Raw genomic sequence first — 17,384 nt, forward strand, 5'->3', positions numbered from 1 at the left:
CGTTGTTTTACTTGGCTAGAACCAGTGTGCGCCCCAGCTGCTTGATTGGAATTGCGGGAAGCTAGTTCGAAGAAGAGCTATGAGAAGTATATTCAGCTAGGGCCGCTCTGCTCCCATTTTTCCAAATCCCGCCTAACCAATGGTCAAAGGCTACGGCAAACTTTGAGCCATCGCCGAATTCCCCGCAATACAGATCCTGGGCAAGCCAAAGTCCGGGATCAGTTTTGGCTGCTAGCGCAGTTTTTCTCAGATCTTCCCAAACAGGATCATTGGCGGCGATTTCTGAGCAATCCTCGCGAATCCCAGCGCACATCCTGCACCATAAAGCTTCAGCTAGAGCTAGTCCTTTTATGGAAGCGCCTGAAGCAATTGCATCGCGTATCGACGGCAGCACGAACCCAGGGTGACGCGCCGATCCGTCGAACGCGACCCGACGCGTTGTGTCGTGAATTGCCGTGTTTTCAAATCGACGTTCAACCAGCCCAAGGTACTCTTGCGGGGTCGTTCCAGGAACAGCGTCGACATGGGGTAGAATTTCTTCGATTTGAACCTTTTTAAAAAACGCAAGTATGTCGGAGTCTTGCATGCAGGCTGAAATCGTCGGGACATTTAGTATCTCGCCAACATTCGCAAGCAGTTGGTGGCCTCCGTTCAATATGCGTAGCTTCAATGCCTCGTATCTGTGAACATCATCGGTCAGTGTGCCCCCAACCTGTTCAAAAGGTGGACGCCCTGCACAAAAGTCATCTTCGATGACCCATTGGCGAAAGTTCTCATGTGAAACTGGGGCGTGGTCGTCAACACCAAGCGCGTGGCATTGAGAAATCACTTGATCTGTAGTCGCTGGCACGATGCAGTCTACCATCGAATTGGGAAATGCGCCGTTCCGGTCGATCCAATCGGCAAGATCAGGATCCGACAGGCGCGCTAACCCAACGATACAGTTTCGAAGGATAGTGCCGTTGCCTTGCAGGTTATCACAGCTCAGCGCGGTGAAGGGGGTCAAGCCATTTGCACGACGTATCCCGAGCGCTGCAACAATTGCGCCGAAAGCGGTGCGGGGGCGATTTGGGTTTGCCGCATCGTGGAGAATATCATCGTGATCCGCGTCGAAAGCGCCGGTGTTGGCATCCAGAAAATAGCCGCCCTCAGTCACAGTTAAAGATACAATGCGGATAGACGGATCAGCCATCCCGCGGACCAGTGCAGCGTTTCCTGCCTCAATCGGCAGATAGTCGATCATCGGGCCTATGACTTCCGCCGATACGCCTTTAGGGTCTAGCTCAATCAGAGTGGTCAGGTAGCCCTGCGCTAGCAGCCTCTGGCGCATTTCAGCGTCATAACTGCGTACTCCTGCTCCGATGATGGCCCAATCGCGGGCCTTGCCTTGCTGCATGAGCTGATGAATGTACCAAGCCTGATGGGCACGGTGGAAATTACCAAGGCCGATATGAACGATACCGGGCGTCAAGTCCGAATGCTGATAGCTAGGAGTTCCAACGGTAGATGGCAGCTCTGCAAGCTTGTCTCGCCGCAGTTGGATCGGTGGGGTTGCGTGTGTCACAGGGCTCATCAGCTCATCCAATTTCCGCCATCGACATTGTAGGTTTGTGCAACGATGTATTTTGCCTCGTCCGAGGCGAGAAACACCGCCATCCCGGTCAGGTCTTCGGCCCGGCCCATGCGGCCGTAGGGAACTTCTGCGGCCACTTCTAATTTCTTCTGTCCGGGGGGTTTTCCTTCGTGTTTTGCGAAGAACGCATCTACCCCGTCCCAGTGCTCGCCATCCACCACACCCGGAGATATGGCGTTCACATTTATCCCGTGTGCGATCAGGTTCAGCCCTGCAGATTGAGTCAGGGAAATGATCGCCGCCTTGCTGGCGCAATAAACGGCGACCAGAGGCTCACCGCGCCGCCCTGCTTGTGACGCCATGTTGATGATACGGCCCTTGGTGCCATGCGCGATCATATGGCGCGCGACGGCCTGCATGGTGAACAAGGCGCCGGCGACGTTGATGTCGAAGACACGTTGGTAGTCGGCGCGCTCAATCTCAACAATCGGGGCGGCGGTGAAGATCGCTGCGTTGTTGATCAAAATATCGATCGGGCCGAATTGAGCTGCGGTGCAGGCGATGGCGTCGTCGATACTCGGCTGGTTTGTCACGTCCATTTCCACGGCCAAAGCCGCAGTACCGATCTCAGTCGCGGCTTGCTGCGCACGCTGGATGTCGATATCGGCTATGGCGACACGTGCTCCCTCCGCAACATAGGCTTTCGCAAAGGCCAGCCCTATGCCGCGCGCGGCCCCAGTAATCAGGGCGGTTTTGCCAGCCAGACGTGTCATTCGATCCGCAAGCCTTTGGCATCAAACCGGTGTATCACATCGGCGCGTGGTGTCAGGTGAATGCGGTCGCCGTGACGGAAACCGACCTCGCCATCAGCGCGGACAGTGATTGTGTCAGCCAGCCCGGTCTCGTGGACATGGAAAAATGTATCCGAACCCAGATGTTCGGAAACGCTCACCACCCCGGACCAGTCCCCTTCGGTTTCTGAGACTGTGATATGTTCAGGCCGTATTCCGATGGTCTGAGCACCGTGTTTTGCGGCCTCGTCGCCCTCAATGAAGTTCATTTTTGGGGAGCCAATGAAACCCGCAACAAACAGGTTGCGCGGTGTCCGATACAGCTCTAGCGGGCTGCCAACTTGTTCGATTACTCCGGCCTGAAGGACGACGATCTTGTCGGCCATCGTCATGGCTTCGACCTGATCATGGGTCACGTAGATCATGGTGGTGGCGAGGCGTTCGTGCAATTCGCTAATCTCCAGCCGCATGCCGACCCGCAGCGCCGCGTCGAGGTTCGACAAAGGTTCGTCGAACAGAAATGCCGCCGGTTCGCGCACAATCGCGCGCCCGATGGCAACCCGCTGCCGTTGGCCGCCCGATAGTTGTCCTGGACGGCGGTCCAGATAGTCGGTCAGGTTCAGGACGCTGGCGGCGCCTTCGACGCGCTTGTCGATCTCGGCCTGATCCAGTTTCGCCATACGAAGGGGAAAGGCGATGTTCTTGCGCACGGTCATATGGGGATACAGAGCATAGGACTGGAACACCATCGCCAGCCCTCGTTTCGCGGGCGGGACATCGGTGGCGTCCGCGCCGTCAATGTCGATAGAGCCCGAGGTGATATCCTCCAATCCAGCGATCAGACGCAAAAGGGTGGATTTACCGCAGCCTGAGGGGCCGACGAAGACGGTGAACTCGCCATCTTCGATGGTCAGGTCCAGCGGCGGAATGACCTGCACATCGCCGAAGCTTTTGGTCACGGACTTGAGTTGAATACGTCCCATGTGTCGTGTTCCTTATTTCACAGCGCCGAAGGTCAGGCCGCGGACAAGTTGTTTCTGGCTGAACCAGCCAAGGATCAGGATTGGTGCGATTGCCATTGTCGAAGCTGCGCTAAGCTTGGCAAAGAACAGGCCTTCGGGGCTGGAATAGCTGGCGATGAAGGCCGTCAGCGGGGCCGCGTCGACGGCAGTAAGGTTGAGGGTCCAGAATGCCTCGTTCCAGGCCAGGATGAAGTTCAGCAAAACGGTCGAGGCGATGCCGGGGATGGCCATGGGGGTCAGCACATAGAGGATTTCCTCTTTCAACGTCGCCCCGTCCATCCGCGCGGCTTCCAGAATTTCGCCGGGGATTTCACGGAAATAGGTGTAGAGCATCCAGACGATGATCGGCAGGTTGATCAGCATCAGGACAACGACCAGCCCTCCGCGCGTATCCAGCAGGCCCAGCCGAATGAACAGCAGGTAGATCGGGTAGAGAACGCCAACTGCAGGCAACATCTTGGTGGACAGCATCCACAGCAGAATGTCCTTGGTGCGCTTGGACGGCACAAAGGCCATTGCCCATGCGGCGGGCACCGCGATGATGACACCCAGAACAGTCGAGCCTCCGGCGATAATGACCGAATTCCACAAGAACCGCATATAGTCCGAGCGTTCCTGCACGATGGCGTAGTTTTCCAACGTCCAGTTGAAGTTCAAAAACAGCGGTGGGCTGGCGATCGCCTGCGCCTCGGTCTTAAAGCTGGTCAGGATGGTCCAGAGGATCGGGAAAAAGATCAGCAGACCAACGGCCCAGGCCAAGGCGGTATTGAGCGATTTGCGGCGGGTTGTGACGGTGCGGGCCATGGTCTTACCTCCTCACGCGTCCAGGTTCTTGCCGACGATGCGCATCAGGAAGATCGCTACGATGTTGGCTAAGATGATTGCATAGACACCTCCGGCTGATCCGAGACCAACATTCTGGCTCTCCAACACACGCTGGAAGATCAGGTAGGTGAGTGTACGGGTGCCGAATGCGCCGCCGGTGGTCACGAAGATCTCGGCGAAGATCGACAAAAGGAAGATTGTCTGGATCAGGATTACGATGGTGATCGCGCGGCTCAGATGCGGCAGAATGATGTGGTAGAAGCGCTTCAGAACCGGTGCGCCATCCATTTCGGCCGCTTCCAGCTGTTCGCTGTCCAGAGATTGGATAGCGGTCAGTAAGATCAGCGTCGCAAAGGGCAGCCACTGCCACGAAACGATCATGATGATCGAGGTCATGGATGCTTCGGACAGCCATGAGACTGGCTCGGCCCCGAAAAAGCGCCACAGATGCGCCAGCAGGCCGTTGACCGGGTCCATGAACATGTTCTTCCAGACCAAAGCGGACACAGTGGGCATGACGAAGAATGGAGCGATTACAAGAATGCGGACAACACCTTGACCCCACATCGGTTGATCCAAAAGCATCGCGAGAAGGATGCCCAGAACAACAGTGATGACAAGGACCCCTCCGACAATCACAAGTGTTGCTTGAACTGCCGGCCAGAATGAACTGGATGAAACAAATCGAACATAGTTGTCTAAACCGACCCAGCCCAGATCACCGCCCCGCAGAGGCAGGTACTTCTTGAAGGAAAAATATAGCGTCATCGTCAGCGGCACGAGCATCCAGCCAAGTAGCAGGACCACTGCAGGTGCCATCATCAGGCGAGCAACGGATCGGGAATGTTGAGTAGCCATAACGCAAACCCTCTCTGTTCAGGCGTAACTCAGCCTGCGAGAAAAACGCGAATTGTGGAAGGGTAAGGCGGGGGGCAGATTACTGCCCGCCCGCGGGGAGAAGACCTCAGTACCCTGCGGCTTCCATTTCTTCTGCGGTAAACGCCTGTGCCTTGGCCAGTGCTTCCTCGACCGTTTGCTGCCCGGCATAGACCGCCGAGAACTCTTGGCTGACCTGGGTCGCGATGCCTGCGAATTCCGGGATCGCAGCGAACTGGATACCAACATATGGAACCGGCTTGACCGTCGGGTTGTTCGGATCAGCGGACAGGATCGAGTCCAGCGTCATCTTGGCAAAGGGAACCTTCTGGTATTCCGGGTTCTCATACAAAGAGGTGCGCGCACCCGGCGGAACATTTGCCCAACCTTCGTTTTCGGCAACCAGCTCAATGTAGTCTTTGGACGTTGCCCATTCGATGAACTGTTTGGCTGCGTCTTCCTGCTGTGTGCCGGCCGGAATAGCCAATGCCCAAGCCCAAAGCCAATTGGAGCGCTTGCCCAATCCGGTGTCAGGTGCCAGTGCAAAACCAACGCTATCCGCTACGGTCGAGTCTGTGGGGTTGGTCACAAATGACGCCGCAACGGTCGCGTCGATCCACATGCCGCATTTGCCCTGCTGGAACAGGGACAAGTTCTCGTTGAACCCGTTTGTGGCATAGCCTGCGGGACCAGATTCCGACATCATTTCAACGTAGAAATTCAGCGTGTCGGCCCATTCTGGCTGGTCGAACTGGGGCTTCCAGTCTTCGTCAAACCAGCGCGCGCCAAACGAGTTGGACATGGCTGTGATGAACGCGCCACCTTCGCCCCAACCGGCTTTGCCGCGCAGGCAGATACCGTTGATGTCAGCGTCACGGTCGGTCATGGCCGCCGCGGCTTCTTTGATGAATTGCCAGCTTGGCGCTTCGGGCATTTCCATGCCTGCTTTTTCCATCAGGTCGGTGCGATACATGATCATCGAGCTTTCGCCATAGAACGGCGCCGCGTAGAGCGTCCCTTCATGGCTCAGGCCGCCTGACATTGCGGGCAGGATATCGCCAACGTCATAGTCCTCGGACAAACCATCCAGCGGAACCAGCCAGCCGTTCGCACCCCAGATCGGGGTTTCGTACATCCCGATTGTCATGATATCGAACTGACCGCCCTTGGTGGTGATGTCGGTGGTGACGCGCTGGCGCAAGACGTTCTCTTCCAGCGTTACCCACTCGACGTCAATTCCAGTCGCTTCGGTAAATTTGTCTGTATAGCCCTGCATCCGGATCATATCGCCGTTGTTTACAGTCGCGATAGTGATGGATTGCGCATGGGCCGCTGCCGTTGCGACGAAAGTCATTGCAGTCGCCGCACGAAGTGCGTGCTTCAGATACATCCCTGTCCTCCCTGAGCTTGGATGTCGTGCAGAGAGGTTAGATCGCAAATTGTCGCGCAGTCAATAAAAACTTTACGCGCGTTAATTTTGTAGTGTTATGCGGATTCTCTTAAAACCAACCGAGCCGGGAAAAGAGTCTCCGTCCGATTTTCAAATTTCCCTCCGTTTTCAATGAGTTCGAAAAGTGTTTCGACGCTTCGCGCCGCCACATTATCATAATCGTGCGCCGCGGTAGTCAGTGACGGGCAGGTAAATTTTGCAAAGGGATGATCGTCATTTGAAGCCACACGCAAAGCGCAATCGTCTTTTCGCCCGACGCGAATCCCCTGTTCAAAGCACGCCGCCAGAAAGCCGATGGCCAATCGGTCATTGCTGCACAGAACTGAATCCGTGCGCAACTTGCGTTCATCCAGCACCTTGAGCGCGCCCAGCCGCCCAATCTCTTCAAAGGCCCAACCAGTGCCTTCGATTTTGATCACATGCGGCTCAAAACCCAGACGTTCCATCACCTCGATATAAGCTTTTCGCCGTTTGTTTGCATTGGGGTTTGCAGGTGTCCGCATTTCGAAGAACGAAGGCGGCTCGCCAGTACGGGTCATGTATTCCACGGTCTGAGACACAAAGCTGAAATTATCGGACCCGATAAACGCTGCGCCCAAACCGTCGAGGTTGCTGTCAAACAGAACTGTCGGCACGCTAGCGCAGAATTTCTCAATTGCAGATTTGTCTGAGATACGTCCCAAGGGCGCAAACAACACGCCTGCTGGTTTCAAAGATTGCAAACCGTCCAGGATTTCGTTTTCCAACTTTTGTTCACCGTGAGAGCTGAACAGAAACGGGCGATACCCCGCTGCGATACAGCTTTGCTCAAGATACCGCGCAATTTCGGCAAAGAATGGATCGGCCAAATAGGGCACGACGATGCCAATATTCTTTGTCAGTTTACGGTTCTGGTTCACAGCATAGATGTTCGGACGGTAGTCGAACCGCTCCAGCGCCTCTTCGATGCGAGCCCTCGTCGATGGGCGAACACTGTCTGGATCGTGGAAGTATTTAGACACAGTGGGACGCGAGATCCCGCTGAGGGCTGCGAATTCTTCCATATTCTTTATCTTGGTCATGCCAGTCTGCCTGCGGATCTCAGCCGCCTTGATCTTATCCTATTTTTACATATTCTTTGCGCGCGCTAAAAAGATCAATAGCAAGACAAGTTCCGGACTTTTGTGCAGGTAAGGGGTTTGAATGTATCTCGGGATCGATATCGGCACGTCAGCGGTCAAGCTTGTCTGCGCGGATTCCAGTCGAATTCTTGCAACGTCTTCGGTGAGTACAAAGACCTCTTCTCCTAAACCCGGTTGGTCAGAGCAGCACCCGGATCTTTGGTGGCAGGCGACACGCGACGCTTTAGGCCAGCTTTCTAAGCAAGCCAAACTGTCAGAGGTGAAGGCAATCGGGTTGTCAGGTCAGATGCACGGAGCCGTATTGCTGAACCGTGATCTGCGCCCAATCCGCCCGGCAATCCTGTGGAATGACAGCAGAGCGGCGCAGGAATGCGACGAACTGCGACAGGCCTTGCCGCAGATTGGTCAAATCGCTGGGGTCCTCCCTTTGCCGGGCTTCACCGCGCCCAAGATTACATGGCTAAAACAGCATGAGCCAAAGCACTATGCCCAACTGGCTCACATCCTGCTGCCCAAGGACTACATCGGTTTACGGCTGCATGGCGAATTGGGAACTGATACGTCCGATGCTGCTGGGACAATGTGGCTCGATCAGGCGTCGCGCGGCTGGCACGCAGGTATCGCCGAAGCCACAGATGTAGCATTGGATTGGCTGCCGCAGGTGTTCGATGGGCACAGTGTCGTTGGGACTGTGACAGCGCAAGCCGCGACTGAGACCGGCTTGAAACCTGGAACTCCAGTTGTTGCCGGAGGCGGAGACGCAGCAACAGGCGCTGTGTCTTTGGGCGCCACCGAACCGGGTCGCGGATTTATATCCCTGGGGACTTCTGGCCAGTTGTTTGTGGCAGATCACAGCTACAAGCCGAACCCCGAACGTTATGTGCATGCTTTTGCGCACACACTGCCCGACCGATGGTATCAAATGGCAGCAATGTTGAATGGTGCACGGCCGATTTCATGGATAGGCAGCCAGTTGGAACTGTCCGCGGCCGAGGTTGTCGCGCTTGCTGAAACGGCCAGCAGGGATCGAGTTCCAGTCTTTCTACCTTATCTGACGGGTGAGCGCAGCCCTCATGGCGACCCGCATATCCGAGCCTGTTTCTTTGGACTGGAGGATTCCACAACACGCGCAGACATCTGCCGTTCCGTGGTAGAGGCGATTGCTTTCTGCTTTGCCGATGCGGCGCAGAGTTTCGGCGGCACAATCGAAGATTTGCCGGAGCTCGCGGCGATAGGAGGAGGCAGCAAATCAGATCTGTTGTTGAGGCTGATCGCGACGGTGACCGGAAAGCCAATTGTGCGGTCAGCTGGGGCAGATTCCGGTCCGGCTTATGGTGCGGCAAGGCTGGCAGCTTTGGGTTTAGGCGCTTTGGAGAGAACTGATCTTGCAGTTCAACCGCCATCAACCGACAGGTTCGAGCCCGCAGATTTGGCACCGTTGTTCGAAAGATTGACGCGGTTTCGGCAGCTTTACAAGGCCGTCCGTCTGACCGAATAGTCGTCAGCACTTTCAATAAAATCTACGCCACTTTTTGTCCCGAAGCGGGATCATTGCTGTCTTAACAAACAAGAAAATCTTAAATACGCAGCTCGCTGCTGCTCGAATTGACAGAGCGGACGGTAGCAATGCCCGAACTTAAATCCTTGGTCACCGTCGAATGCAAGCAGGTGGGACGAACGGCGGCCAAAACGTTTGCGACCGCTACATACGCATAGCTTTTCTTGGATAGCCTTTAACAAGACCAAACGTCACCAGGTGATGCGTATAGGTGACATCGCCCAGACCATTGTCGCTTCTTTTTCTGTCTTGTTGCGAAAGCGGTGCGCGATCATGGACGGGTAAGAGAAGCTATCTCCTTCACGCAAAGAAATGATCTCGCCCCCGAGACGCAGTTCAACTTCACCGTTTAGGACGATGGCGTGTTGCTCACCTTCAAAGGAATAACCTTCCAGCGGCTCGGGCGGTTGTCCTGCGCCGGGACGGAATCGAGACAGTATCAGGTAACACTGGCCGGACAACGTGCTGGAAAGTAATTCGTCCTCAAAGCCCAGTTCATCTGTTGACCGCGTATACATCGCAGACAGCGCCCTGCGGTTTTCGCGTCGCACGACGTGCTTGCGTTCCAGCGGGCCTTCTCCCGCCTGTGTGGGAAAGAACCAACCCGGGTCAACAGCCAGCGCATCGCTAATTTCTGCAAGCAGGTCCTCTGATACCTTGGCCGCGCCAAGTTCAATCCTGCTGAGATAGGCTTTGGAACATGACACCGCTTCGGACAGGTGCTGCAGGGTCAGTCCACGCGCTTTACGTACTTCGCGAATTTCACTGCCAAGCCTTTGGGCATCGGTCTGGGACACGTCATTTTTCATGTCTTCAGGATAAATAATTTCAGTTGACTTATCGATACAAAATCAACTTAGTTGAAATATAGGGGAAAAATCAACCACGCTTGGACTGCACGGGAGGAAGCTATGCGCTTTGATTTGATTGCCAATTTCAGCCCCGGCGAGACGATTCCATGGGCGCGCACGCTGGAAATGATCCTCGAACAGTGTTCCTTAGCCGAGCAGGCTGGTTTCACGACCGCATGGTTTACCGAGCATCACTTTGCTCACAATGGCTATATGAATGCGCCGCCCAACCCGATCCAGATGGGTACGCATGTGGCCGCGCACTGCAAGATACTGCGGGTTGGCACAGCCCCCATCATCTTGCCCGATTGGCACCCCCTGCGTGTCGCCGAAGATGCTGCAATGTTGGATAATATGACCCAAGGCAGGTTTGATTTTGGCGTTGCCAAGGGCATTAACGAACGCTCGACCGTCCAGTTCAAAAAGGACGCGGACCGGCGCGACAATGCTAAGGTGATGCAACTGTATCAGGAAAGCCTTGAGATTATCCTGAAAGCCTGGACCAACGAGGCGTTCACCCATCACGGAGAGTTCTATCAGTTCCCGGTTCCCGGATGGAAAGAGACCAACCGGTTCTTTGATCCTCTGGACCCGCGCTACCACGACGAAGACGGCGAATACAAAGCGATGTATGTGCATCCGCGCCCCTATTCCAACCCGCATCCGCCGGTTTGGCTGATGTCGAACGCTCCGCCCACGTTCAAACTGGCAGGCGAACGAGGCTGGGGCGTGATCTCGATGGCGGCGGGTCCCAAGGCAACGCTGGCCTGTTGGGAGCCTTATCGTCAGGCCCTGTCGCAACGCGAAGGGCGTGAAGTAAAGCTGGGCGAGGGCGTTGGCGTTTGCACGGCGTTTTATGTCGGTGAAAGCATGGAAGAGGCAGTGAACACGATCCGCGGCCCGATCAATGCCTATTATGAATTCCTCGGCGGGTCGCGTCCCAAAGGGGAATGGACCAAGCATGGCTATCTGGATGTCGGCGAACAGATGACGCCCGAAGATGAGGATATGGACTGGTTTGATTTCCTCAACAAGCGCGGGATCATTGTGGTGGGCGATGCCGAATACGTCGCGGATCGCTTTGCCGAGCGGCAGGAAACCATCGGCCTCGATCACCTCATGCTGATGCAGCAATATACCGGTGTGCCTTACGAAAAGATCCTCGCCAGCTGGCATCGCCTGTTCGAGCACGTGGTTCCCAAGTTTGGCACGCAATCTATCGCTCAGAAAAGGATGCCGGAACATGCTTGAGATATGGGGGCGTCCCTATTCATCGAACGTCATTCCGGTGATCTGGACGGCGAATGAGCTGGGGTTGGACTACACGCTGCAACTGGCCGGGGGCAGCTTTGGCAAGCTCGACACCGATAAGTACGCTCAGATCAATCCCAACAGGATGATCCCGGCTATCCGGGATGGAGACTTTGCGCTGTGGGAAAGCCTCGCCATCGTGCGCTACCTATGCGACCGCTACGGGGCGGGAACGCTGAGCCCGTCCGACCTCCAGACCCGCGCGATGGCGGATCAGTGGATGGAGTGGTCGGCCAGCCGCGCCTTTGGGCCAGTGATCTATCTGTTCTTCGCAACAGTGCGCACGCAACCCGACCAGCGCGAACCGGAAAAGATCGCAAAGCTGCGTGATGAGGCGCATCAGGCCCTGACCCTTCTGGATCAACATCTGGCAGATCGCGCCTATATCTGCGGCAACAGCTTTACGATGGCCGATATTCCCTTGGGCTGTGTGGCCTATCGTTACTTCAACGTCGAGGTCGACCGCCCGTCCTTGCCAAATGTCGAGGCCTGGTACCAGCGACTCGCGACCCGCTCCGCGTACCGCGATCACGTCATGCGCCATTTCGGGACCAACCCCGATGAATGGGCTGCGCTGGAAAAAGCCTGTGCCAGCGAAGGGGTGCTATGATGGACGTCCGAGACTATCGCCGTGCCCTTGGCGCCTTTCCGACGGGGGTGACAATCGTTGCCACCTATGACGCAGACGGCGCGCCATGGGGATTGACGGCCAATTCCTTTACGTCGGTCTCGTTGCAGCCGCCGGTAATCTCGGTTTGCATCGCAAAGTCTGGCCGGGTCTTTCCGACGCTGTCGCAATGCGATCATTTCGCCGTCAATATCCTGTCGGTCGATCAGAAAGACCTGGCGATGCACTTCGCCAGTGATGTCGAAAACCGGTTTACCGATACCGAATGGACCGTTGGAACCGCGACCCCGCTGATCCCCGGAGCGTCGGCGCAATTGGAATGCACGGTTCACAGCAGGGTCGATGCCGACGATCATGAAATCCTTCTGGGTCGTGTCGTTAACTACACCCACGTGCCCATCCCCCCACTTGTCTATTGCCGTGGTGCATTTTTCCCAGCACCCCAACCCGAGGCTTCGCCATGAAAGATCATCTGACCTATCACACCCGCTTCAGTCCTGATGAGTTCGACGCGCAATACAATCTGCGGGCAGGGCGGCCTGACTATGAAGAGACTGTCATTCCCGCATGGAGCCGCGACAGCGAGGCCGCGCGCGCCACATCCGATTGCAGCCTCGATATCCGCTATGGCGAAGGTGAAAAACAAAAGCTCGATGTTTTCCGCTGTCCGGATGTGGATGCCCCAACACTGGTGTATGTCCATGGCGGCTATTGGCAACGCGGCGACAAGTCGATTTACAGCTTCATCGCTCCGCCCTTTGTCGCGGCAGGGTGCAATGTTGTAATCGTCGGCTATGACCTGTGCCCATCGGTAACCATCACGCGTATTTCCGAAGAAATCCGCGAAGCGATGGCTTTTATTTGGCGCAATGCGCGTGATTTGGGTCTTAATCCAAACCGTATCACCGTGATGGGTCATTCAGCTGGCGGCCATATTACGCAGATGATGATGGCGACCGATTGGCCCTCGCTTGGCGACGATCTTCCTGCAGACCTGATCAAATCCGGCATCCCGGTGTCCCCGCTCAGTTATCTGGAACCGGTGCGCCTGACTGAAGCGCTGAATGCCGGTATCCGGATGACGCCGAAAGAGGCCGAAGCGGAAAGCCCGATGACCAACCACCCGCCAATCACGAATGCACCGCAGCTGGTCGTTGTCGGTGGCGCGGAAACCGACGAATTTCACCGGCAAGCTCGGATGTATGTCGAAAAATATGGGACCGCAGACCGCGAGGTCGGCCTCTACATCGTCCCGGACGTCGATCACTTTGACGAATTGAACGTGCTTGTCGACCCGGCAAGCCCGTTCTTCACGCACACTTGCGATATGCTTCAAGGAAAAGGACCGCAATCATGACCGCTTTGACCCGAGACCTCGTCGACGCCGTCGGCGACGCGTTTAATGCCAATGACATCGATGCCGTTATGAAGCATTTCGCAGACGACGCCACATTTGATCACGCCGTCGGACCGGACGAGCATGGCGTGCGTCTGGAAGGCGCCGAAACGATCCGGGGTGCATTTTCTGCGCTGTTCGAAAAAGTCGAAAACGTGCACTGGGAAACGCTAGACTGCGCGATCTCGGGCAACAAAGCCTACTGTGAATACCGGCGCACCGCGACGCATAAGGATGGTTCGAAAGAAGAGTTCCTCAGCGTCGACATCCTGACCTATCGCGATGGGCTAATTGTGCACAAAGACACCTATTACAAACAACGGACAAGCTGATCAGTTCACTTCGCTGCGATCAAATCTCTAAAGACTTGCTGAAGAAACCAGCCATCGTTTTGGGTGCTGTATCATGTTCGTGAGGCCAATTTACTGCGACGGTTCTGTCGTCGAAAGACCCTGGTCCGGGGCTACATGCAACGCTTACAAAATCAAGGCTATGTCAGTCGTCATCCAATTTTGATCGCCTTAGTGATGAACAGGCCTGGCGCGGCGCAACCTCCATTTAACGCAGTTGTGGCGGGCCTGCGGGGTTTGGTATTAACGTTTTCCGCTGTTTTTTAAAGCGCCAGCTTTCGTTTCCGGTTTCGAAGATCTCGCAGTGGTGTGTGATCTGAACGTTGCACCGGGATTTATTCCAACTTGACCCAAGCCGCATTCCTTGAAGAGCTTTGCACGCAAGCGGCTACAAACTTAACACCATTGAGCCCGTCGTGAACCGTTGGATAGACAATCGAAGCGTCAGGTGAAATCCCGTTTCGGAAAGCTAGGATCGCCTCAGCAGCTTCTCCATAGATGTTGGCGAAACCTTCTAGATATCCCTCTGGATGGCCCGGAGGAACTCTGCTCAACCGATTGGCAGCGTCACCAGCTCCAGCTCCATTTCGGGTGATCAGGCGCTTGGGCTCATTGTATGGCGTGAACCAAAGGTAATTGGGATCTTCCTGAGACCACTCCAATCCCCCTTTTTCGCCATAGACGCGCAAACGAAGTGCGTTTTCATTGCCGGGTGCCACCTGAGAAGACCACAGCATCCCACGCGCTCCGCCTTCGAAACGAAGCAAGACATGCGCGTTGTCATCGACTTTGCGCCCCGGCACAAAGGCCTGCAAATCCGCCGCCAAGCTTTCCGCTGTCAGCCCGGTCACAAAGCAGGCAAGGTTGTAAGCATGGGTTCCGATGTCGCCGGTTGATCCACCCGCGCCCGAGCGTTCGGGATCGGTTCGCCATTCCGCCTGTTTGAAGTCCTGCTGTTCGGTCAGCCAGTCCTGTGGGTATTCAACCTGAACCACGCGGATCTTGCCAATATCACCGTTGGCAACCATTTCGTGCGCCTGCCGAACCATCGGATAGCCCGTATAATTGTGGGTCAAAATGAATAGGGCGTTCGCGCTTTCTGCCGCTTTGACCAGTTTTTTTGCATCAGTAAGGGTCGAGGTGAGTGGCTTGTCACAAATGACATGAATACCGCGTTTTAGGAACTCACGTGCGGCTGCATAATGGACGTGATTTGGCGTAACGATTGACACCGCCTCGATCCCAGATTTCAGCCGGGCTTCCCTTATCGCCATCTGCTTGAAGTCTTCATAAACTCGTTCGAGGCCCAATGCCTCACCACTTTCAAGAGATTTCTGTGGTGTCGAAGACAAAGCTCCAGCAACCAGCTCGAACTTGTCGTCCAGTCGCGCGGCTATGCGATGAACGCCGCCGATGAAGGCGTCGTTTCCGCCGCCAACCATGCCAAGCCGAATGCGTCCTGACGTTTCTTCACTGCGTCCTGTGACCATCACTTAATCCCCAGCATTGCACGATTTGCGGCTTCGTCGGCACCACCATCCGCGAAGTCATCAAAAGCTTTCTCGGTCACACGGATAATGTGATCTGACACAAACCGAGCGCCTTCGCGCGCACCATCCTCGGGGTGTTTGAGACAGCACTCCCATTCGACCACAGCCCAGCCATCAAAGTCATTCGCGGCCATCTTTGAGAAGACTGCACCGAAATCCACTTGACCATCACCAAGCGACCGAAACCGTCCGGCCCGATCTACCCAGCTTTGATACCCGGAATAAACGCCCTGACGACCGGTTGGATTAAACTCGGCATCCTTAACATGGAACATGCGTATTCGGTCCTTGTAGATGTCGATGTTGTCCAGGTAGTCGAGGCACTGAAGAACGTAATGCGACGGGTCGTATAACATGCACGCGCGAGGGTGATTGCCCGTCCTCTCAAGAAACATTTCGTAGGTCACGCCGTCGTGGAGATCCTCTCCAGGGTGAATTTCGTAGCAGACATCAACGCCGCATTCTTCGGCGTGATCAAGGATCGGTACCCAACGACGAGCGAGTTCATCAAACGCCGTTTCAATCAAGCCTGCAGGTCGCTGAGGCCAAGGATAGACATAGGGCCATGCCAATGCGCCTGAGAATGTTGCATGTGCTGAAATGCCCAAGTTTTTTGATGCTGACAGTGCCTTTTTAACCTGATCTACGGCCCATTCTTGGCGGGCTTTCGGGTTCCCCCGAACGCTTTCGGCTGCAAAGCCATCAAACGCACTGTCATAGGCTGGGTGAACGGCGACTAGCTGGCCCTGAAGGTGCGTTGAAAGTTCGGTAACTTCGACGCCATTTTCTTGGGCTTTGCCTTTGAAGTCATCGCAATAACCGGTGCTGGACGCGGCCTGTTCAAGGTCGAATAGCCGGCCGTCCCAACTGGGCACTTGAACGCCTTTGTATCCACAATCCGCCGCCCATTTGGTGATCGCGTCCCACGAATTAAACGGTGCTTCGTCCCCCGCAAATTGCGCAAGAAACAAAGCTGGACCTTTGATCGTCTTCATAATAATTCCTCCCCAAAACCTATGCCTCTATGGCGGTAAATTTTCCTTCAGATAGATGTCGATACGGATGCGTTCCTGCGCTTTGTTGAATGGAACCTTGTCCGAAGTTGCGCGCAGCAGACGTACGGCAGAACGAACGATGTGGCCGGTGTCTTGCGAGATTAGAGCGTCAAATGTACCCAGCCTAAGCGCTTCCCGACTAAGCGGTGTGAGCTCATGAGCAATGATCACCAGATCTTCGCTGAGCTTGTTCTCGGAAAGAAATTGAATCAGACCAGCATTGCCCGCAGCAGACGAATAAATTCCGACCAGATCCGGGTAGGTTTCAAAAATTTCGGGCAGCAAAGTGTAGATTAGATCTGGGTCATCCCGGCCCTCGACAGATGCCACGACTTCGAGATGAGGGAAATCCTCTGCCACAACAATATCAAAACCCTGACGCCTTTCTAGGTGATCGCGTGCCAAACGAGAGCCTGTCAGGACCAGTACTTTGCCTTTGCGATCTACAAATCGCCCCATCAACTGGGCGGCTGTGCGTCCTGCAGACACGTTATCGATCCCCACAAAGTGGTCCCGCTCAGAACTCGGCAAGTCAGACACCAAGGCGACGACTGGAACACCCTTATCTCTGACCCTCTTTACGGCGTCGCGGACAGAAGGTGTTTCAGGACCGAAAACGGCAACTCCATCAACGTCCAAGCTTTCGACAGTATCCAGAATGTTGACGATATCCTGCGGCTCAAACGGAGCCACCTTCTTTATCGAAGTACGTGTCCGCTCGATGAATTGGTCACGAGATTGCTCTGCGATCTGACTGCTAATCGCCTCTACAAACTCGTTATCCGTGTCCGGTAACACAAAGAGGAAGTTGTAAACTCGGTTTCGCGCAAGGTTGGCCGCAGCCGTGTCGCGCACATAGCCCAGCTCATCAATTGCCTTTTGTACTTTCTGTACGGTTACGGCCCGCACGCCGGGGCGTCTGTTCAAGACCCGGTCAACAGTCGCCAGACTGACACCCGCAACACGCGCGATGTCATTGACAGTTGGCTTTTTAACCAATTCTAGTTTTTGTTTTTGGTCTTCCACG

The 17,384-nt window shown here is 55.4% G+C and carries 17 protein-coding genes; 6 read left to right on the forward strand and 11 right to left on the reverse strand.

The window, feature by feature from the left end:
- Positions 1–61 precede the first annotated feature (61 nt).
- The 7 genes from AC2FF7_RS17275 to AC2FF7_RS17305 all read right to left on the reverse strand — a co-directional run bounded on the left by AC2FF7_RS17275 (position 62) and on the right by AC2FF7_RS17305 (position 7,598).
- Positions 62–1,573: a mannitol dehydrogenase family protein gene (locus AC2FF7_RS17275; protein WP_496906023.1), complete on the reverse strand. Its 1,512-nt coding sequence runs from the start codon at positions 1,571–1,573 to the stop codon at positions 62–64.
- A complete protein-coding gene (locus AC2FF7_RS17280; RefSeq protein WP_170356285.1) occupies positions 1,573–2,346 on the reverse strand; it encodes an L-iditol 2-dehydrogenase in 774 nt (257 codons plus the stop codon). The genes AC2FF7_RS17275 and AC2FF7_RS17280 overlap by 1 nt, the downstream gene beginning before the upstream one ends.
- Positions 2,343–3,347: an ABC transporter ATP-binding protein gene (locus AC2FF7_RS17285; RefSeq protein WP_170356286.1), complete on the reverse strand. Its 1,005-nt coding sequence runs from the start codon at positions 3,345–3,347 to the stop codon at positions 2,343–2,345. The genes AC2FF7_RS17280 and AC2FF7_RS17285 overlap by 4 nt, the downstream gene beginning before the upstream one ends.
- 12 nt (positions 3,348–3,359) lie before the next feature.
- Complete coding sequence (locus AC2FF7_RS17290; protein ID WP_170356287.1) at positions 3,360–4,190, reverse strand: carbohydrate ABC transporter permease; 831 nt, start codon at positions 4,188–4,190, stop codon at positions 3,360–3,362.
- A 12-nt stretch (positions 4,191–4,202) separates the two neighbouring features.
- On the reverse strand, positions 4,203–5,069 hold the full coding sequence (locus AC2FF7_RS17295; protein ID WP_170356288.1) for a carbohydrate ABC transporter permease: 867 nt from the start codon (positions 5,067–5,069) through the stop codon (positions 4,203–4,205).
- Between the two features lie 106 nt (positions 5,070–5,175).
- On the reverse strand, positions 5,176–6,477 hold the full coding sequence (locus AC2FF7_RS17300) for an ABC transporter substrate-binding protein (protein WP_170356289.1): 1,302 nt from the start codon (positions 6,475–6,477) through the stop codon (positions 5,176–5,178).
- Between the two features lie 95 nt (positions 6,478–6,572).
- Positions 6,573–7,598 (reverse strand): LacI family DNA-binding transcriptional regulator, encoded by a 1,026-nt coding sequence (locus AC2FF7_RS17305; RefSeq protein ID WP_170356290.1) that lies wholly within the window; start codon positions 7,596–7,598, stop codon positions 6,573–6,575.
- 121 nt (positions 7,599–7,719) lie between these two features.
- Here AC2FF7_RS17305 and xylB point away from each other — a divergent pair, with 121 nt between their 5' ends.
- Positions 7,720–9,156, forward strand: a complete 1,437-nt coding sequence (gene xylB / locus AC2FF7_RS17310) for a xylulokinase (protein ID WP_496906024.1) — start codon at positions 7,720–7,722, stop codon at positions 9,154–9,156.
- 251 nt (positions 9,157–9,407) lie between these two features.
- Here xylB and AC2FF7_RS17315 read toward each other — a convergent pair whose 3' ends face one another.
- The gene (locus AC2FF7_RS17315; protein ID WP_496906025.1) at positions 9,408–10,013 is read right to left on the reverse strand and encodes a helix-turn-helix domain-containing protein; all 606 of its coding nucleotides are present in this window, start codon (positions 10,011–10,013) and stop codon (positions 9,408–9,410) included.
- A 114-nt stretch (positions 10,014–10,127) separates the two neighbouring features.
- Here AC2FF7_RS17315 and AC2FF7_RS17320 point away from each other — a divergent pair, with 114 nt between their 5' ends.
- The 5 genes from AC2FF7_RS17320 to AC2FF7_RS17340 are packed head-to-tail and all read left to right on the forward strand — an operon-like array spanning position 10,128 to position 13,734.
- Complete coding sequence (locus tag AC2FF7_RS17320) at positions 10,128–11,318, forward strand: LLM class flavin-dependent oxidoreductase (protein WP_496906026.1); 1,191 nt, start codon at positions 10,128–10,130, stop codon at positions 11,316–11,318.
- Positions 11,311–11,988 carry a glutathione S-transferase family protein gene (locus tag AC2FF7_RS17325; RefSeq protein ID WP_496906027.1) on the forward strand — a complete coding sequence of 226 codons (678 nt, stop codon included), beginning with the start codon at positions 11,311–11,313 and terminating at the stop codon, positions 11,986–11,988. Before AC2FF7_RS17320 ends, AC2FF7_RS17325 begins: the two co-directional genes overlap by 8 nt.
- Entirely contained in the window at positions 11,985–12,470 is a 486-nt protein-coding gene (locus tag AC2FF7_RS17330) for a flavin reductase family protein (protein ID WP_480869630.1), read from the forward strand. The genes AC2FF7_RS17325 and AC2FF7_RS17330 overlap by 4 nt, the downstream gene beginning before the upstream one ends.
- Positions 12,467–13,363, forward strand: a complete 897-nt coding sequence (locus AC2FF7_RS17335; protein ID WP_480869628.1) for an alpha/beta hydrolase — start codon at positions 12,467–12,469, stop codon at positions 13,361–13,363. The genes AC2FF7_RS17330 and AC2FF7_RS17335 overlap by 4 nt, the downstream gene beginning before the upstream one ends.
- Positions 13,360–13,734, forward strand: a complete 375-nt coding sequence (locus tag AC2FF7_RS17340; RefSeq protein WP_170337360.1) for a nuclear transport factor 2 family protein — start codon at positions 13,360–13,362, stop codon at positions 13,732–13,734. The genes AC2FF7_RS17335 and AC2FF7_RS17340 overlap by 4 nt, the downstream gene beginning before the upstream one ends.
- A gap of 353 nt (positions 13,735–14,087) precedes the next feature.
- Here AC2FF7_RS17340 and AC2FF7_RS17345 read toward each other — a convergent pair whose 3' ends face one another.
- From AC2FF7_RS17345 to AC2FF7_RS17355, 3 genes are read right to left on the reverse strand one after another with little or no spacing between them, the layout of a single operon-like run.
- A complete protein-coding gene (locus AC2FF7_RS17345; protein ID WP_480869625.1) occupies positions 14,088–15,242 on the reverse strand; it encodes a Gfo/Idh/MocA family protein in 1,155 nt (384 codons plus the stop codon).
- Positions 15,242–16,297, reverse strand: coding sequence for a sugar phosphate isomerase/epimerase family protein (locus AC2FF7_RS17350; RefSeq protein ID WP_480869623.1), 1,056 nt, complete (start codon positions 16,295–16,297; stop codon positions 15,242–15,244). The genes AC2FF7_RS17345 and AC2FF7_RS17350 overlap by 1 nt, the downstream gene beginning before the upstream one ends.
- A gap of 27 nt (positions 16,298–16,324) precedes the next feature.
- A complete protein-coding gene (locus AC2FF7_RS17355; protein WP_170755710.1) occupies positions 16,325–17,383 on the reverse strand; it encodes a LacI family DNA-binding transcriptional regulator in 1,059 nt (352 codons plus the stop codon).
- Between the last annotated feature and the right edge of the window lies 1 nt (position 17,384).

This window comes from Ruegeria sp. YTSC325 (genome assembly GCF_059609525.1).

What these genes read in the sequence shown, in the direction of transcription:
- AC2FF7_RS17300 (WP_170356289.1), bottom strand. Translation starts at nt 6,477, where the DNA reads ATGTATCTGAAGCACGCACTTCGTGCGGCGACTGCAATGACTTTCGTC.
- AC2FF7_RS17325 (WP_496906027.1), top strand. Translation starts at nt 11,311, where the DNA reads ATGCTTGAGATATGGGGGCGTCCCTATTCATCGAACGTCATTCCGGTG.
- AC2FF7_RS17330 (WP_480869630.1), top strand. Translation starts at nt 11,985, where the DNA reads ATGATGGACGTCCGAGACTATCGCCGTGCCCTTGGCGCCTTTCCGACG.
- AC2FF7_RS17340 (WP_170337360.1), top strand. Translation starts at nt 13,360, where the DNA reads ATGACCGCTTTGACCCGAGACCTCGTCGACGCCGTCGGCGACGCGTTT.
- AC2FF7_RS17335 (WP_480869628.1), top strand. Translation starts at nt 12,467, where the DNA reads ATGAAAGATCATCTGACCTATCACACCCGCTTCAGTCCTGATGAGTTC.
- xylB (WP_496906024.1), top strand. Translation starts at nt 7,720, where the DNA reads ATGTATCTCGGGATCGATATCGGCACGTCAGCGGTCAAGCTTGTCTGC.
- AC2FF7_RS17345 (WP_480869625.1), bottom strand. Translation starts at nt 15,242, where the DNA reads ATGGTCACAGGACGCAGTGAAGAAACGTCAGGACGCATTCGGCTTGGC.
- AC2FF7_RS17280 (WP_170356285.1), bottom strand. Translation starts at nt 2,346, where the DNA reads ATGACACGTCTGGCTGGCAAAACCGCCCTGATTACTGGGGCCGCGCGC.
- AC2FF7_RS17285 (WP_170356286.1), bottom strand. Translation starts at nt 3,347, where the DNA reads ATGGGACGTATTCAACTCAAGTCCGTGACCAAAAGCTTCGGCGATGTG.
- AC2FF7_RS17350 (WP_480869623.1), bottom strand. Translation starts at nt 16,297, where the DNA reads ATGAAGACGATCAAAGGTCCAGCTTTGTTTCTTGCGCAATTTGCGGGG.
- AC2FF7_RS17295 (WP_170356288.1), bottom strand. Translation starts at nt 5,069, where the DNA reads ATGGCTACTCAACATTCCCGATCCGTTGCTCGCCTGATGATGGCACCT.
- AC2FF7_RS17305 (WP_170356290.1), bottom strand. Translation starts at nt 7,598, where the DNA reads ATGACCAAGATAAAGAATATGGAAGAATTCGCAGCCCTCAGCGGGATC.
- AC2FF7_RS17320 (WP_496906026.1), top strand. Translation starts at nt 10,128, where the DNA reads ATGCGCTTTGATTTGATTGCCAATTTCAGCCCCGGCGAGACGATTCCA.
- AC2FF7_RS17290 (WP_170356287.1), bottom strand. Translation starts at nt 4,190, where the DNA reads ATGGCCCGCACCGTCACAACCCGCCGCAAATCGCTCAATACCGCCTTG.
- AC2FF7_RS17275 (WP_496906023.1), bottom strand. Translation starts at nt 1,573, where the DNA reads ATGAGCCCTGTGACACACGCAACCCCACCGATCCAACTGCGGCGAGAC.